Here is a 15,409-nt window from a genome sequence, read left to right on the forward strand (position 1 = left end):
ATGCACAGCGCGGACGATTAGGAAATCGAAGCCTCGTAGATGCCCTTGACGGACTCAGCCATAGTTGCGTTGAAATCTTCGTCGGACTGCTGAGCGGACAGGCCCTCAGACAGTGCACGGGAGAAGGAAGCAATCATGCCGTGGTTGCGGGACAGGCGCTCGTTGGCGTCCTCGCGCTCGTAGCCACCGGACAGGGCGACAACGCGCATGACCTTCGGGTGCTCAATCAGCGGCTTGTACAGGTCATCCTTGGTCGGGATGGAAACCTTGATCATGACCTTCTGGTCATCAGCCAGGTCATCCAGGCCAGCGAGCAGCTCGCGCAGGACGATGTCCTCAGCCTCTGCCTTGTCAGCAGCGTTGATGTCGACCTCCGGCTCCAGAATCGGAACCAGACCGTGGGACAGAACCTGCTTGCCGAACTCGAACTGCTGGGCAATGTTGGCCTTGATGCCCTCTTCGTTTGCCTCGGCAATGAAGGAACGCATCTTGGTACCGAAGATGCCCTTAGCGACAGCGCGCTCCAGCAGCTCATCCAGGCCCGGGCACGGCTTCATAAGCTGAACGCCGTTTTCCTTGTCTGCCAGGCCCTTGTCAGTCTTCAGGAACGGGACGATGCCCTTCTTTTCCCACAGGTACTGAGCGGTCGGGATTCCCTCAATGTCGCGATCCATGGTCTGCTCGAAGAGAATCGCGCCAATAATCTGCTCAGAGTTGAAGGACGGGGAAGTGATGATGCGGGTACGCATCTGGTGAACCAGGTCGAACATTTCATCTTCGTTCGAGTACTGATCCTCGTTGATGCCGTACAGGCGCAGAGCCTTCGGGGTAGATCCACCGGACTGGTCGAGAGCGGCGATGAAGCCCTTGCCCTCAGTCATCTGACGTGCCTGCTCGATGTTCATTCGAGTCCTTTCGTGAGAATGAAGGAATGTCACCTACCAGGGTAACCAAAACAGTATGAGTGCGCTGTCCACCCATCACTCACATGGGGGAAGTTGAATCCGGCGGGAGTGTGCTGGTGAGGACGTCGGGCGGTGTGTCGGAGTGTGTTCGCACGTGGTTTCTGGAGCTTTCCAACGTTTTCTAGTGCTTTCCGGCGCGCTACTACGCTTAACGACGCTGCTGAGCTCAATCCTTTTTGCTATAGGTGTGGTGTGAATCACGGTCGGGAAATTGAAAAATTTGAAGTTGAGTGGAACAGACTCAAGGCTGAGTACGTTATGGGTAGTGAATGACAAAGTTGAGCCAAAGGGGCGCAAGTTATGAGTTTTACACCAACAACTAAGACTGGAGAAGTTCTCCAGGAAGCTATGAAGGCCGCGACCAGCGCGGGTAACCCGGATATCCGGCCTGGGCACATTCTGGTAGCACTGCTGGAGCAAAAGGAGGGTATTGCGGCTCCACTGCTTGAAGCAGCGGGCGTTAATCCTTCCGGGGTTTTGACCCGCGCTAAGGAGTTGGTCGCGGGGTACCCGTCGGCAAGCGGGGCGAATATGGCGAACCCGCAGTTTAATAGGGACGCCGTTAATGCTCTGAACGCCGCCGAGGAGCTGGCGGGGGAGCTTGGAGATGAGTATGTCTCCACGGAAATTCTGCTTATCGGTGTAGCAACTGGCCAGTCGGAGGCGGCAACTGTGCTGCAGTCGGCGGGTGCTACTGCCGAGGCGTTAAAGGGTGCGCTGACTAGTGTGCGTGGATCGAGGAAGGTAACAACGGAGAATCCAGAAGAGCAGTACCAGGCTCTGGAAAAGTATGCGACGGACTTAACCGCGCGGGCACGTGAGGGCAAGATTGACCCAGTTATTGGCCGCGATGCGGAGATTCGTCGCGTGGTACAGGTCTTGAGTCGTCGTACCAAGAACAATCCGGTGCTCATTGGTGAGCCGGGCGTTGGTAAGACGGCCATTGTAGAGGGGCTGGCACGACGCATTGTTGCAGGTGATGTGCCGGAATCTCTGAAGGGCAAGACGCTGATGAGCCTGGATCTGGGCTCTATGGTCGCCGGTGCGAAGTACCGCGGTGAGTTCGAGGAGCGCCTGAAGGCGGTTCTGGACGAGATTAAGGAATCCGACGGTCAGATTATTACCTTCATCGATGAGATTCACACCATCGTTGGCGCTGGTGCCACGGGTGATGGCTCGATGGATGCGGGCAATATGATTAAGCCGATGCTGGCTCGTGGTGAGCTGCGTCTGGTCGGTGCGACGACCCTGGATGAGTACCGCAAGTACATCGAGAAGGATGCTGCGCTGGAGCGTCGTTTCCAGCAGGTCTTTGTCGGTGAGCCGAGCGTTGAGGACGCCATTGGTATTCTGCGTGGTCTGAAGGAACGCTACGAGGTCCACCACGGTGTTCGCATCCAGGACTCCGCGCTAGTGGCTGCAGCAACGCTGTCGGACCGCTACATCACATCCCGCTTCCTGCCGGATAAGGCTATCGACCTGGTTGATGAGGCCGCATCGCGTTTGCGTATGGAGATTGACTCCTCGCCGGAGGAAATCGACTCCGCGGAACGCATCGTGCGCCGCCTCGAAATCGAGGAAATGGCCCTGGAGAAGGAAACTGACATCGCGTCGAAGGAGCGTCTGGACAAGCTCCGTGAGGAACTTGCAGATGAGCGCGAGAAGCTCAACGCTCTGAAGACTCGCTGGCAGAACGAGAAGTCCTCGATTGATGATGTCCGCTCCGTTCGAGAAGAGCTCGATGCCCTGCGCACTGAGTCCGAAAAGGCTGAGCGCGAAGGTGACTACGGGCGCGTCGCAGAGCTGCGCTACGGGCGCATCCCTGAGTTGGAGAAGAAGCTGGAGGCCGCCGAGGAATCGGTCGCTGACGCAGAGGAAAACTCCATGCTCAAGGAGGAGGTCACGCCTCAGGAAGTCGCTGAGGTTGTCTCCGCCTGGACGGGTATCCCGGCTGGCAAGATGATGCAGGGTGAGACCGAGAAGCTGCTCGAAATGGAGCTCAACCTCGGCCGTCGCGTTGTTGGTCAGAATGCCGCTGTGGAGGCTGTCTCCGATGCCGTCCGCCGTTCGCGTGCGGGTGTTGCCGATCCGAACCGTCCGACTGGTTCCTTCCTGTTCCTCGGTCCAACTGGCGTTGGTAAGACAGAGCTGGCCAAGGCGCTGGCGGAGTTCCTCTTCGACGATGAGCGTGCGATGGTGCGCATCGATATGTCCGAGTACGGCGAGAAGCACTCTGTCGCTCGTCTGATTGGTGCTCCTCCTGGATACGTCGGCTACGACGCTGGCGGTCAGCTCACCGAGGCTGTTCGTCGCCGTCCGTACACCGTCGTGCTTTTCGACGAGGTCGAGAAGGCTCACCCGGACGTGTTCGATGTGCTCCTGCAGGTGCTCGATGAGGGTCGCCTGACCGATGGTCAGGGCCGAACCGTGGACTTCCGAAACACGATTCTGATTCTGACCTCCAACCTCGGTGCTGGTGGTACGCATGAGCAGATCATGGATGCGGTCAAGATGGCCTTCAAGCCGGAGTTCATCAACCGTCTCGACGATGTAGTGATCTTCGATCCACTGACCTCCGAGCAGCTGCGCGGCATTGTGGACATTCAGGTTCGCAACCTGGCAGAACGCCTGGAGGCACGTCGTCTGGTGCTGGATGTCTCCGATGAGGCACTGGATTGGCTGTCGGAGCGCGGCTACGACCCGGCCTACGGCGCCCGTCCGTTGCGTCGTCTGGTGCAGAAGGCAATCGGCGATGAGCTGGCACGTCGACTGCTCGCCGGTGATGTTCGCGATGGTGACCGCGTAGAGGTCACGGTTGCTGACGATGGCGAGTCGCTGAAGGTTGTCGGCTATGACGAGGATGGCGTAGCCCGAATCTAGGGCGCCTGATACTCAGGGCGATTACTGCTGAGCAGGCTGTCTGTTTGTTGGGGCGGTTTGAGAGAGTTTTCTCCTGAACCGCCCTTTTTTGTGCTTTTATTGTCCAGATTTATGTGTCTTGTGACCGACCGTGTGGGCTTGTTGCATTCCGGTCAGTCTGGAGTGCGCCGGTATAGTGCGCAAATATGACTAACTTTCAGTGGCGACCAGCGACAGACTCCGACCTCCCCTTCATTGCCTGGATGGACGAACTAACGGAAACATTCGGAGATGAAAGTCAGCCACTGCCGAAAGATTATGTAGTCACGAGGCGTCAATACGTCGACCAGTGGGACGCGAGTCAGGGCGGGGTTATCCTTTTCGCCACTTCGCTTGACGACGCTGACCTCGAGTCGCTCAGTAGCGACATGACCCGCACTGACCCATTTGAACCGAGGGTTTCTCGCGAGGCTACCTACAGTGCGGCCGCCATTAAGACGGAATGGTTGGAGCGCGGGGATTCGTCGTCAAGCGAAGAGCACGAGAGCTATGAAGTGCCGGTGGGGGCGGCCTGGCTGCGTACGTTTACGCAGGACGATCCGGGGTACGGGTTCGTGGAAAATGGGATTCCTGAGGTAGCGATTGCGTTGCGTCCGGGTGTTGTTGGGCGCAGGCTGTCGCAGCCGATGATTGCAGGACTCCTTGAGTATGCACGTGAGCTGGGGTATCCGGGGGTTAGTCTGGCTGTCCATGATGCCAACCCACGGGCGGCGAAAGCTTATGTGAAGGCGGGATTTGAGCTAGTGGGGCGCTCGAGCTTCCCGGACCATGATGTGATGGTGGTGCGGTTTTAGGTTTTCGGCGTGCAGTTTTTGGTGGGGGCTGCGCGGGTTGGTGGGGCAGGGCGGATGGTGGGGGACTGCGCGGGTTGGTGGGGTGTTTAGGTCGGGAGCGTGGCAGTTTTTCGGAAAAAGATTCGAAAAAGTTGACGTAAGGGGTTGTGGTGTGTCGAATGGGTGTGCGATAATGTGGGGGAGGGAAATTAGTTAGTCCATTTGGGGATTCGGATTGCTAGCGTTTTAAAAGGGGGTGGGGAAATGTCTACACCATCGGCGTCAAACGGCGGTGGACCGCTTTCGACATCGCAGGTTTTAGATGCGGTTGCGCAGTTTGAAGCTCTGTCGACAGTCATCGTGGAGAACTTCGAAGTACTTGCACCGGATCATGCGCACGATGCATATAAGTCGATTGAGAAAGCGCGAAAACGACTCGCAGTAATTGATGCGACTTATGTGGAGACGATGAAGGGGCGGATGCCCAGCGCGGAGCACCGAAGAATCGCGTGGCTAGCGCAGGAGATGCGAATCTCGCGAGCAGAAGCGAGGCAGCGTATCAATGTCGTCGGACGTCTGAGTAGGAATGTTGATCCGTTTGCTCCGGCGAATGAGGATGTGCGAATGCCGAACCTTCGTCAGAAAGTTGAGGAAGGTGTTGTCGGTGCGGATGCTGTTGCGAAGATTGACAAAGCCGTTCGCGAGCTGCCGGCAACGGAGCATGCACAGCTGTCTAGGCTGCTGGACAAGCACATTGCAGATTTAGTGGACAAAATCCGTGTTGATGATCTCAATAAATTGCCGAACCGTCTGCGGGCGATGCTGGGGGTTGATGACCCGTATACGGATGAGGACCGTTCTCGGAAACGAAGCCTAAAAATCGGTGCTCAAGGGCCGGATGGCATGAGCCGGTTGAGCGGTGTGGTTACGCCTTCGTTTGCGGCGGTGCTCAAAAGGCTGCAGGCAGATTATGCGCGACCTGGCGGGTTGCTCGAAGAAGGTGCCGATGACCAGCGGAATCCGGAGCAGCGTTTCCATGATGCCGTGGAAGCGGCGGTGAATGGGGGCTTTCAACCGGGCGGTGAGCTTCAGCCGGCGCGGGGGACGACATCGGTGGTCACCGTCGCGCATATCGCAGATGTGGCAGCGTTAGCTGGAGTCTCCCTGCCTGAGGGGGAAGATTTTGTACTTCCTGGATCGGGTAAAGCGGTCTCAGACGCGGGAGTGCGAATTTCCATTAGTCAGGCCGTGCAACAGATGGTCGATAGAAATTCGTTCCTCCAAGTCTTGGGGAATGAGGGGCAGACCTTGTACTTTGGTCGATCCCGCAGGCTGGGGACTTTGCCGCAGTATCTGGCCCTTCTTGGAGAGGAAGGAGGTTCCTCCGCGCCGGGCATGGGCACTCCGGGAGCTATGTGCGATGTTCACCATGTGCAGTCGTGGGCTTCCGGTGGTGGCACTGACCTGGATAATCTCACGTTGGTGGATCCGGGTACGCATCGAAAGATCGATGATGCTCGATGTGATGAAAATGCTTGGTGGACGCTCCGGCCGGATGAGGTGCCGGAGATTCTAGGAACTGACGAAGGGGACGGGGTTAGCGGGGAGTGTGAGCCGGCCTCTACTGATCGTGTGGTCTGGGTGCCCCCGAAAGACAAGGAAGGAAACCGGAAAGCGGAATCCAATGAGGACCCCGATACGTTCGATAGCCCGGGGCGCTGGTTGCGTCGTAAAGCGCGAGAGAAACGGGCGGGGGACACAGTGGATGGCAATGGCGAGACGGGGCCGGATCCCGGTGGGTAGTCGGATTGGGAGGCAGAGGCCTGGCTTAGAGGTTGATCTTCCGTTTCGTAGTCAGCTTTGCGTTAATGAAGCGGTTGGGAAAGGAGGCCGACGCTGGCGGCATAGTGCAGCAGTTTTTCTGCGGTGGCACGGCCGATTCCATGTCCTGTGCATGAGGTGAAAACGGCCAGGTGGACAGCATGTTCAGGTACCCTCCCAAGCTCCTAGTTTTAATAACGTACATATCGCGCTACCAAGTCAATCGATTTAGAATCCGGAATTATGACAACATCCATCTCGGTACAAGAGCTTCGTGACAAGATTGCCGGCGGCGGTCGTATCGTCGTCGTTGACGCACGCTGGTCGCGTGCTAAAAAACCATATGACTCCTACGCCACGGCTCACATCCCACTGGCCGTGTTCTGTGATCCCGAGTTGGACCTAGCAGGTGTTCCAAGCCGAGAAGCTGGTCGCAACCCGTTGCCGGATATCGAGCGTGTGCGCGATGCCGTCCGTCGATGGGGAGTCCGCTCGGAGCATCTGGTGATCGTCTACGACGCGGGCGATGGACTGTTCGCGTCACGCGCTTGGTGGATTCTGCGCTGGGCAGGTTTGGAGAATGTGCGTGTCCTCACCGGTGGGTTAGCTGCTTGGGAAGCAGATGGAAACGAGACTGCCTTCGGGCCCGGAAATCTGCCGCGGCCTGGAACGATTGCGGTGAGTGAAGGCAATATGCCTGTTGCCAGCCTCGATGACGTACGCACCTGGTCTGAGCGTGGAATTTTGGTGGATGCGCGTGAGCCCAGCCGTTTTGAAGGTCGTAGTGAGCGCGTCGATCTGCAGGCGGGTCACATCCCGGGTGCCGTGAACCTGGCGGCTCGCAGTCTGCAAAATGCCGACGGCTCCTTCCTGCCTGTTGAGCAGCTCCGTGAGCGCTTTGCCTCCGTCGGTATCGAAGACGGTCGCAATGTAGCGGTCTACTCCGGTTCCGGTCTTCATTCCTCGCTGTTCATTCAGGCTATGGAAGAAGCGGGCATCACGGGCGCCTCTCTGTATGTCGGTGGCTGGTCCCAGTGGGCTGGCGATCCGAGCCTGCCTATCGTCCGCTTCTAAGCGGGCCCGGGCCAGGGCGACCGCCCCAGGGCCCCAGATGTGCCGTCCATGTGGCTTTTGCCCCTCGCCCTTTACCGTCCTAGAGAGTCCTGAACGCTCTCGCCTCGGGCATTGGTATTGCGCCAGACGGGGGACGGCATCTTGTCGCTGACCAAATAGAACGGCTTCTGGCTTAAGCTAGGAGATTAATGATTCCCCTAGTATTCACCCTCGCAGCGATTCTCATCATCGCCGCAGTCGCGCTGTTCGTTGTCGACCGCCGCCGTCGCAGCACAAGTGAGACTGCTGTGGCGTCTCCGTCATCGCCATCGCTTTACGACGAGCCCTCGGACTCCACCGGCGAAGTAACCGGTGTGGCGGCAGAAGATGTTGTGTCCGAACAGTCGGATTCTTCGGAGCAAGGCAGCCCCGAGACAACTTCTGTGGCGAGACCGAATGTCGCAGCTGACGCTGACTCTGAGGTTGCCGCTGAGACCGATAGCGCCGCTGAAGTTGATTCTGAAACTGAGGTTTCGACGACAGAACTGGGGACTTCAGCTGTAGAAAAGACACCGACGGAGCCTGAATCTGTCTCGGGAATCGAGCCGGCGGCCACTGCTGAAATGCCCGAAGCAACAGAAGACGCGGGTGCTGCCGAAACATCGGAAGCAGCAGCTGATCTGAATGCGGGAACGGACGTGACTCTCCGAAGCGGCGCGGAGTCTGGCACAGAATCTGGAGCAGGGCCTGGCGCGGAGCCAGCCGAGTCGGTGACTGCTGAAGATACCGATACCGCGGATCAGCCCGAGACAGGTTTAGTAGGCGATGCCGTTGCCACAGGGGCCGACAGCACCACCGCTGCTGACGCTCGCACTGGAACTGTTGGCGGTACAGAATTCCGGGCTGCAGCCGGCGAAGATGCCGAGACTGGCGAAGTACCGCAACCATCCGATCGTGCGGCGCGCACCCAGGCCACCCTGCCCACTGAGTCCACCCCGCCCGCGCAACCGCAGCGCGCCCAGCAGCAGTCAGTGGCCCCTGTCCGTCGACGTATCAGCGGTCGCCGTGTGCGTCACCTGCGGAAGGCCTGGGCGCAGGAACGTAATTCTGTCTACAACCGTGTGGACCATGAGCTGCCGTCGTACTGGCAGCGTACGCCGGACGGCGATGCCAAGGCCGTGGTCTCCGGTTTCGCCTTTGGCCGGGAAATGCACCTCGCCGATGTCGGCGGCATCACCACCATCGCCATCCGCCGCTCTGTATCCAGCGATGAGGTTTTCGAGTTGCGCCGCAGCGGCGGCACGACGCTGCCTCACGTAGCTACCGAAGCCGGCCTGGTAGTCGCAGCTACCGACCCAGAGCTCATTCATCGCATCTTCGACGACCGTGCAACCCGCATGCTTGCCGACGTACACCCGGCCATTACCCGCATGTGGTCCGAAAACTCCTGGTCCTTGGCTCAGCTGATTGATAATTCAGTGCCAGAGGACTGGGACGGTGCACTGGCATCGCTGTCGGACTTCTCCGACATTGCACGCAGGTTGCCACCAGCGGAAGGCGAAACCGTCGCTCCGGACACTAATCAGTGGGATCCCACTCGTTTGCAGCTCACCGAGCAGTCCGTTGACTCTGGTTCCTTGATTTCGGATGGAACCGGGCGTGGGCACTTGCACGCGGTACCAGATCAGCGTCGCAACGGTTCTGCTAACCACGAATCGCAGGATCACAGCTCACAGAACGGGCATGCCCAGAGTCACAGCGCGCAGAATAGCAAGGGCGAAGAGCCGCTGGATGTTGAGGAAATTGTTTACGCAGATTCTCCTTCATCCTCGTCCGCTGCTACCGCGGATGCAACCACGGATGATTCGCAGTGGCCGTCGCAAAGCAATGCGCAACCCACGGTGGTGCAGGCGATTGACGGTTCGTCGTGGCGCCCTACGCGGGATATACCGCTGGATCCGACGGCGCTGCCTTCGCGGTCAACGGCACGAAAGATGGGTGCAAACGTTGGTGAGTCGGAGGACATTGGGGATTCTGGCCAGCAGATTCCTGCGCTTGGTGAGGACCCCGAACATAGCCGGATGCGCTCGAGCCAGGGGCGTGTGGTGCGATCAAATGTGAAGCCCGCCAGTATTTTTACCGACGCCGCCCCAGACCTCGACAGCAGCGACGACCCCACCGAATCTGTATCCGAGGACAAGGGCGCAACCCCTGATTCCGCGGACGAGTAGAACCAGACATATCCTTGAGCACACAGTCGTTTATTTAGGAGACAACCTCAGATGAGCATCCACACGAGCAATGTCAATCAGGAGAAGCTGCAGCGTTTGGCCGAGTTGGTCAAGGAGCTGGCGGTTGTTCATGGCAAGGTCACGCTGTCGTCTGGACGTGAGGCTGACTACTACGTTGACCTGCGCCGCGCCACCCTACATCATGAGGCCTCGCGTCTGATTGGTTCCCTGCTACGGGAGCTCACTGCCGACTGGGACTACGCGCACGTCGGGGGTCTGACGCTTGGCGCGGACCCGGTGGCTACCTCTGTCATGCACGCCGAAGGGCGTCCAATTGATGCCTTTGTGGTGCGTAAGGAAGCCAAGAAGCACGGCATGCAGCGCCGCATCGAGGGGCCGGACATTGTGGGCAAGAAGGTCCTGGTTGTTGAGGACACCACCACCACGGGCAACTCTCCGCTGACCGCCGTCGCTGCCCTACGTGAGGCCGGTGCTGAGGTTGTCGGTGTCGCCACGGTGGTTGACCGCGCGACGGGTGCCGGCGAGGTCATCAAGGCTGAAGGCCTGGAGTACCGTTACCTGCTCGGTTTGGATGACTTGGGTCTGGCCTAAGAGTCTGAGCGCTAGATTTTTCGCCTAGCCTCACCCAGCTCACCGCCCCTCGCCCCGATCCACCCCGCCCCAACGCAGTCCCACGAAAGAGGAACATCCCCATGACCACCAAGCGCGCAGGACTCCTGTCCAAGCTCACCATGACCAAACTTCCCGGCACCAAGGAAACCGTCGCTGACATGTTTGTGCGTCGCACGGGCGAGGGTCTCGGCGCACTCGTCGGTATCGCCAGCGCGAGCTCCGACACCCGCCGTGCCCCAGAACGTGCCGGCTATATCGCCGCCAGTGCGGTCAACGTTGTCTCCAGTGCCTTCGGTTGGGAGACTCCACGTCGAGTTTCCAAGACTGTCCTCATGCCACTGTTGGCGGCCAATGTTTGGCGCCGTCGCCACGAGACGTCTCGCTTTACGACGACCACCCTGCTCATCGGCCTCGCCGGCGGTTGGCTGGGCGACTTGATTCTCATGCCGAATAAGCCGAACCTGAACCGCGGTTCTGTGCCGTTCGCAGTTAACCAGGTTGCCTACCACGTGCTGCTGTGGCGTGCCGGAGCTCGGATTAGCGCGCTGCGTGCTGCCATTCGCTTCCCACTGTGGGCTGGTTCGGTACCGCTGGTCGGTGCTGTAAAGCCCGAGGCGCTGCCCGCTGCTGTTGGCTACGGTCCGCTGCTGGCTGTGACCTCCGCACTGGCCGATGACCCGGCGCTGCTGGAGGGTGCCGGTGCTGTCGGTACTGATGAGCAGACCGGCCTGCCGATTGCCGATGCCGCCTACGGCCTCGGCCACGGTGGCAACCTGTTCCTCGTCTCCGACACGCTACTGATGGCTCGAAAGATGTTTGCGGAGGAGGGCGTCGTCGGCAAGCTTCTGAATGCGGCAGTGATGGACACCTACACCGTGGCGCAGTTGTTCCTGGTCGAGGGGCTGTTGGCTCTTGACCGCGCCTGAGCCCGGGAAGGGGCCGACGGAATGGTTTGAGGCTCGTGTCGGGGTGGGGCCGTGGGAGCAGGAGCACCCGAACGAACCCCGGCCGACCGGCCCAGAATACGATGAGCAGCTTCTGGATGAGGGCGACCGACGTAATGTCGTCGATGCCTACCGCTACTGGACGATGGAGGCTATCGTCGCGGAGCTGGATAAGCGTCGTCATCCGTTGCATATCGCCATCGAGAATTTTGAGAATGACTCCAACATCGGCACCGTGGTACGCACCGCAAATGCCTTCCTGGTGGAGGCCGTGCACATCGTGGGGCGCAAGCGTTGGAATCGTCGCGGCGCGATGGTGACTGACCGCTACCAGCACTTGCTGCACCACGAGACGGTGTCGGAGGTCATTAGCTGGGCGCGCGAGCATGATTTGGCTGTCGTGGCCGTGGACAATGTGCCGGGCTCCGTACCCATCGAAACCGTTGAGTTGCCCGAGCGTTGTCTTTTGCTCTTCGGCCAGGAGGGGCCGGGAGTGACTGAAGAAGCACAGCAGGCGGCGGATTTGACGGTGTCGATTGCCCAATTTGGCTCGACGCGTTCGATAAATGCGGGGGTAGCGGCGGGTATTGCCATGCACTCTTGGATTCGTACTCATGCAGATATCACCGCGGCCTGGTAATTGTCTGCTTAGGTGTTTTATTTCGAAGGCTGTTTTAGAGCTGTTTCACAGCCGTTTTAAGGAGAGCCAGTGGTTCTAAAAATGTCGCGTCCGGAGGCCGAAACGTGGGCCTATCGTGCGGACGTGGCTGAACAGGCGATTCGCAACCGTCATGCGGCGAAGCTGTGGGGTCTTCCGGGCACGAATTTGGCAATGGCTTCCTGGCCCGCGCCGCTGCGACATAAGGTCTTCATCAACTGGCATTACTGGTGGCAGGCGCAGTATCTCGACTGCCTGGTAGACGCAGCCAAGCGCGTGCCTTCTAAGGAGAAGTACCGCGCTATCCGCCAGACCACTCGGGGTATCCGCATTCGCAACCTCACGCTGCTGACCAAGAACAAGTACTACGACGATCGCGCGTGGATGGCGTTGGCGCTCGGGCGTGCCGACGCGGTCCTCGGCGCATCGGTGCCCAAGAAGACGACAGCACGGCTGATTTCATGCTTGGGTGATGGTCGGCAGGAGTCCACGGGTGTGCTGCCGTGGCGTGAGCAGGACCTCTTCTTCAACGTCCCCTCGAACGGTCCTGCAGCCATCGCTCTGGCCCGGGCTGGCCGTATCAAGGAGGCAGAGGAACTTATCGATTGGGTTTACGCCAACCTCCTGTCGGACTCAGGGCTGCTCTACGACGGCATTCGCTTGTCCATGGCAGGTGCCGTCGTGCAGAAGGGCATGTTTACGTACAACCAGGGTGTCATGATTGGCGCTTGCCTCGAAGTGGGACTTGCTCTTCGGGCACACGGCCAGCGTGAACAGGCGACGAAGTATTTCACGCGCGTGCAAAACCTCATCCACGCGGTGGCAAAGGATTTGGCGACCACCGACAATGTCATCGCCGGTGCCGGTGGCGGCGATGGTGGTCTGTTCAACGGCATCCTCGTGCGATACCTCGCCGATGCGGCGGTGCGTTTGCCTGGAGACAATCGCATGAATCGCGCGGCGGCCCGTATTGCTCGCCGACTGGTTCTGGCTTCGGGGGAGAAGTGCTGGTACCACCGCCTCGAGGTTGATGGCCTGCCGCTTTTCCCCGCAGATTGGAACGATAATGCTCAGTTCCCACAGGGCGGTTCGGTTGCGCAATCAGTCGGTGGCGCGGTTCGTGGTTCGGCGATTAAGGAGCGTGACCTCTCTGTCCAACTGTCGGGTTGGATGCTGATGGAAGCGTGCGCCCGAGTGGCCGATTTTGTTGCGACCAAGCTGGAAAATGGTGAGTCGTTGGATTCGACGAAGCCGAGCTGCCCGGAGTAGTCGGGGAACGCTAGTTGGTCGTCATCTGGCGCTTGCCGACGTTGTACCACCACGCTGTGCCCGCCGTTGCCAACAGGGAGTCACCTACTGAGCCCCTGCCATCGCCACGTGATGCCTGGCACAATAGGACGCATGAAACTCAATGACATGATGGCTCCTGCTCCCGTGAAGCTCCCCGTTCTTGACGAGGCCGTTGCTGCCCGCAACGGTGGCGCAAGCCCGGAGGCCGTGGTTCGCGCATGCCCGCGCGATTCCCAGGCTTGGGCGGATTTGGCTGAAAGCGCCTTGTCCGAGGGTCAGGAGATTCAGGCCTATGCCTTCGCTCGCACTGGTTACCACCGCGGTCTGGACCTGCTGCGTGGAAACGGCTGGAAGGGGTTCGGAGCCATTCCGTGGGAGCACGAGCCGAATCGTGGTGTGCTCCGCGCCTTCGCAGCGTTGGCTAAGGCTGCTAAGGCTATCGGCGAGGATGATGAATTCGATCGCATGATGGCGTTGCTGCGTGACAGTGATGAATCCGCGCTGCCAGAGTTGGGTCTTTAATCGCGCACAGAGATTCAGCGGGCACATAAGAGTGCACAACAGCACAACGGGTACATAAAAAGCGCACAGTTTTTTACATGAGGATGGTGACTTCGGCATGGCTGGCATGGCTGGTGGGGAAGATAAGGACGCCGCAGCTGCCAGGAATCTAGAGGACATTGGTCCCGCGCATGTCGACGACCTCGTCGAAGCTAAGGAAACGCAATTCGTCGAGGATAATCCGCGCCCGGATTTCCAAGATTTTCGCAATACGTACCTACATCCGGCCTCCCGCGCAGCAAACAAGTTGCGTCAGAAAGTGAGGCCCCGCACGCGTTTCCTCCATGCGGTTGATCGTGTGCGCTCCCGTTGGATGCTCATTGTTCAAGCCACGTTAGCTGCCGGGTTGGCCTACTGGTTCGCACTTGAGGTCCTGGGGCACCCCAACCCGTTCTTCGCGCCGATGGCCGCTTTCATCAGCCTCAACGTGATGACCGCAGGTCCTCGCCTAAAACACTCTGTGGAGTTGGTGCTCGGCGCCTCGTTGGGAGTCGGCATTGGTGATGTGATTATCTCCATCCTCGGCTCGGGTATCTGGCAGCTGACCGTCGGTGTGTTTGTCGCCATGGTCATCGGCGTGTTTGTCGGTCGAGGTCCACTTGTGGTGAACCAAGCGGCATCTTCAGCCGTGCTCATCGCCACCATTATTCCGCCGGGCACCGCTGGTTCTTATTACCGAATGATTGATGCTCTCGTCGGTGGTGTGGTGGGCATTATTGTGCTCATGATATTGCCGCGAAGCCCGCTGGCGGGTGCTCGCCGCAAGGTGGCCAAGGTCCTCGACATGGGTGCAGACGTACTTTATGACATCGGCATCGGCATGAAAGAGGGCGACACCGATCGCATCCGCACCGCACTGAGCGTGGTGCGCTCCATGCAGGCGCAGGTCTCGCTGATGGACCGCACCGTTGCCGACGCGGGCGAGCAGGTCCGTATCTCGCCGTTGCTCTGGCGCTCCCGGGATCGAATCCACTCGCTGTCACGCATGGTTCATCCCGTCGACAACGCCATGCGCAACATCCGTGTGCTCGCGCGTCGCGCTATCACCGCACGTGAGGATCACATCGACTTCTCGTCCGAACTGTGCGCACTTGTTCTCGGCGTGTCTGAAGGTACGCGCCTGGTCAGTCATGTGCTTGACGACGAAGCCGCCGTGCGCCGAATCCCAGAGTGGGGCGAGTTGCCTTTCGAATCCGGCGACATCGCTATCGCTCAGCTTTCCGAGGGATCCGGAGAGGTCAAGCTTGAAGACGTGGTTCGGTACTTGCGTCGTCTAGCGGCGAAAATGCACCCGCGCGTGATCGAGGACGCAACGCTGTCGGAACAGGTTGTGTTTGCGCAGTCCCGCTCCTTGGTGGTGGACCTGTTGCAGGTGTGTGGCCTGTCCAGACGTTCAGCTGTGGCAACTCTGCCGCCGACGACGCCGTTCCCAGCAATGCCGCCGGAGGTATGGGACGAGTAGCCGGTGAGGAGTGGGTGAGTAGCGGCTCGCTAGGTGTGATGTCCAGGGACGTTGTTGAGTCGGTTGAAGGGTACGCCGCCAATCGCAGAGTGGTGTCGG

The 15,409-nt window shown here is 59.4% G+C and carries 12 protein-coding genes; 11 read left to right on the forward strand and 1 reads right to left on the reverse strand.

The window, feature by feature from the left end; all coding sequences use genetic code 11:
- Window positions 1-17: 17 nt before the first annotated feature.
- Window positions 18-905: a fructose bisphosphate aldolase gene (locus tag HMPREF2857_RS03085; protein WP_048734469.1), complete on the reverse strand. Its 888-nt coding sequence runs from the start codon at window positions 903-905 to the stop codon at window positions 18-20.
- 360 nt (window positions 906-1,265) lie between these two features.
- Between HMPREF2857_RS03085 and clpB the strand changes: the two genes are divergently transcribed.
- The 11 genes from clpB to HMPREF2857_RS03140 all read left to right on the forward strand — a co-directional run bounded on the left by clpB (window position 1,266) and on the right by HMPREF2857_RS03140 (window position 15,310).
- The gene (gene clpB, locus HMPREF2857_RS03090; RefSeq protein WP_070546029.1) at window positions 1,266-3,845 is read left to right on the forward strand and encodes an ATP-dependent chaperone ClpB; all 2,580 of its coding nucleotides are present in this window, start codon (window positions 1,266-1,268) and stop codon (window positions 3,843-3,845) included.
- Between the two features lie 185 nt (window positions 3,846-4,030).
- Window positions 4,031-4,678 carry a GNAT family N-acetyltransferase gene (locus HMPREF2857_RS03095; protein ID WP_069358909.1) on the forward strand — a complete coding sequence of 216 codons (648 nt, stop codon included), beginning with the start codon at window positions 4,031-4,033 and terminating at the stop codon, window positions 4,676-4,678.
- A 243-nt stretch (window positions 4,679-4,921) separates the two neighbouring features.
- The gene (locus HMPREF2857_RS03100) at window positions 4,922-6,460 is read left to right on the forward strand and encodes an HNH endonuclease signature motif containing protein (protein WP_069358967.1); all 1,539 of its coding nucleotides are present in this window, start codon (window positions 4,922-4,924) and stop codon (window positions 6,458-6,460) included.
- Between the two features lie 261 nt (window positions 6,461-6,721).
- Window positions 6,722-7,552, forward strand: coding sequence for a sulfurtransferase (locus HMPREF2857_RS03105; RefSeq protein ID WP_070602413.1), 831 nt, complete (start codon window positions 6,722-6,724; stop codon window positions 7,550-7,552).
- Between the two features lie 188 nt (window positions 7,553-7,740).
- A complete protein-coding gene (locus tag HMPREF2857_RS03110) occupies window positions 7,741-9,762 on the forward strand; it encodes a hypothetical protein (protein ID WP_070642695.1) in 2,022 nt (673 codons plus the stop codon).
- 51 nt (window positions 9,763-9,813) lie between these two features.
- Window positions 9,814-10,374 carry an orotate phosphoribosyltransferase gene (gene pyrE, locus HMPREF2857_RS03115; RefSeq protein ID WP_049189439.1) on the forward strand — a complete coding sequence of 187 codons (561 nt, stop codon included), beginning with the start codon at window positions 9,814-9,816 and terminating at the stop codon, window positions 10,372-10,374.
- Window positions 10,375-10,475: 101 nt separating this feature from the next.
- Window positions 10,476-11,321 (forward strand): lysoplasmalogenase family protein, encoded by an 846-nt coding sequence (locus HMPREF2857_RS03120; protein ID WP_070602417.1) that lies wholly within the window; start codon window positions 10,476-10,478, stop codon window positions 11,319-11,321.
- On the forward strand, window positions 11,308-11,979 hold the full coding sequence (locus HMPREF2857_RS03125; RefSeq protein ID WP_038626765.1) for a TrmH family RNA methyltransferase: 672 nt from the start codon (window positions 11,308-11,310) through the stop codon (window positions 11,977-11,979). Before HMPREF2857_RS03120 ends, HMPREF2857_RS03125 begins: the two co-directional genes overlap by 14 nt.
- A gap of 69 nt (window positions 11,980-12,048) precedes the next feature.
- Window positions 12,049-13,266: a glycoside hydrolase family 76 protein gene (locus HMPREF2857_RS03130; RefSeq protein ID WP_049169856.1), complete on the forward strand. Its 1,218-nt coding sequence runs from the start codon at window positions 12,049-12,051 to the stop codon at window positions 13,264-13,266.
- 132 nt (window positions 13,267-13,398) lie between these two features.
- On the forward strand, window positions 13,399-13,809 hold the full coding sequence (locus HMPREF2857_RS03135) for a DUF3151 domain-containing protein (protein ID WP_016421545.1): 411 nt from the start codon (window positions 13,399-13,401) through the stop codon (window positions 13,807-13,809).
- A gap of 97 nt (window positions 13,810-13,906) precedes the next feature.
- The gene (locus tag HMPREF2857_RS03140) at window positions 13,907-15,310 is read left to right on the forward strand and encodes an FUSC family protein (RefSeq protein ID WP_070602419.1); all 1,404 of its coding nucleotides are present in this window, start codon (window positions 13,907-13,909) and stop codon (window positions 15,308-15,310) included.
- The last annotated feature ends 99 nt before the right edge of the window (window positions 15,311-15,409 follow it).

This window comes from Corynebacterium sp. HMSC076C10 (genome assembly GCF_001812455.1).
GTDB classification, from domain to species: domain Bacteria; phylum Actinomycetota; class Actinomycetes; order Mycobacteriales; family Mycobacteriaceae; genus Corynebacterium; species Corynebacterium jeikeium_D.